General features: G+C 20.8%; 3 protein-coding genes. All 3 read left to right on the top strand.

Annotation, left to right across the window (positions count from 1 at the left end; genetic code table 4):
- Positions 1-426 precede the first annotated feature (426 nt).
- Positions 427-591 carry a hypothetical protein gene (locus C6B38_RS10580; RefSeq protein ID WP_199558579.1) on the top strand — a complete coding sequence of 55 codons (165 nt, stop codon included), beginning with the start codon at positions 427-429 and terminating at the stop codon, positions 589-591.
- Positions 569-1,009, top strand: a complete 441-nt coding sequence (locus C6B38_RS04125; protein WP_105298759.1) for a DUF3627 domain-containing protein — start codon at positions 569-571, stop codon at positions 1,007-1,009. The genes C6B38_RS10580 and C6B38_RS04125 overlap by 23 nt, the downstream gene beginning before the upstream one ends.
- Positions 1,010-1,134: 125 nt before the next feature.
- On the top strand, positions 1,135-1,269 hold the full coding sequence (locus C6B38_RS11880; protein ID WP_255401066.1) for a hypothetical protein: 135 nt from the start codon (positions 1,135-1,137) through the stop codon (positions 1,267-1,269).
- Positions 1,270-1,335 lie beyond the last annotated feature (66 nt).

Below are 1,335 nucleotides of genomic sequence, written 5' to 3'. Positions count from 1 at the left end.
TATAAACAAAGAAAAAATTTGACTTTATAATAATTTGGAAAATTCAAGGATAGAAGTTGATTGAAAAACTGGGTATTTAAAAATCTTTTTTAGTAAAATTAAATAATTCTAATATAACAAGATGAATAACTCATCTATGGCACACTAGTTATGTTATTTGATTTATTAATTTTAATTTTATATTTCTTTTATTAAACTTGTTAATAGTATTTTTCAGTGTGCCAATTTTTACTATTTTATATTTTTAATAATGTTAATAACAATGTTTATTAAACAATAAATAAACTATAGATAAACAATATATAAACATTAAATAAACAATAGATAAACATTAAATATAACAATGTTTATTAAACAATAAATAAACAATAGATAAACATTAAATATAACAATGTTTATTACAAATTTTAAGGAGTGTGATTAATTATGTTAGGAATTTGAATATTTTTTATTAAACGTAAATGTCAAATTTGTCATTCTATTTTGAATAAAAAAATTGTTGATAGTTTGTATTTTAAGTTAAATGTTTGTTCAATGCAGTGTAACCGAAAGCGAGTTGATTTGAGTAATGTATCAGAAACCAAGTTATAAGAAGAATATTAACATAGAAAATTACTTTATTCAAAGAGAATTTATAGTTTTTAGAACAGATAAAGCTTCATTTATAAATTTACCTAATCATAATCGTCATATTGGGTTTTGATTGAGTAATAAGTTTATTTATCCGAGTGAAAAAAATTGTAATCAAGTAGCAATCGGTTTGATTTATGATAATTATTATTCTATTGTAAAATATGATGAAAATTTAAAGCGTAATATTTGAAAGAGTTTAACTGGAACGGAATTAATTAATTTATATAATCAATATAAACAAAATTACTCTACTAATATGAAAAAAGCATTATTTTCAAGCGAACCTAAAAAAGTAAAAACAAATAAAAATAATTTAACAAATTTAAGTGTTGAAAAAAAAGAACAATTAATTAAAGACTTAAAAAGTTTAAATTAAAATATTCCCAAAAAAGTTTTAAATAATATACAAAGCTTTAAGATTATATATTAAATAGACATAACATAGAAAGCTCACTGCATATTTTAAAACACAATAGTATAGTGCCTGCGATCACCTTTAAAGTGAAGCGAAAGGCAAAGGGTGAAAAAATGTTTAAAACAAATTTAGGAAAATTAATAAATGGAGATGCTTTGGAATTTATAAAGACATTAGAAAACGATAGTGTTGATTTAATACTAACGATAGCGTTGATTTAATATTAACTGATCCGCCCTATTTATATAATTTATCAAAAAGAGAAAACGAACAAATAAATGAAAAAA

Origin of the sequence: Spiroplasma sp. ChiS, from assembly GCF_002968355.1 — a bacterium.
Classification (GTDB): domain Bacteria; phylum Bacillota_I; class Bacilli_A; order Mycoplasmatales; family Mycoplasmataceae; genus Spiroplasma; species Spiroplasma citri.
Note: the sequence above shows the minus strand (reverse complement) of the source record. Positions and strands in the feature narration are given on the sequence as shown.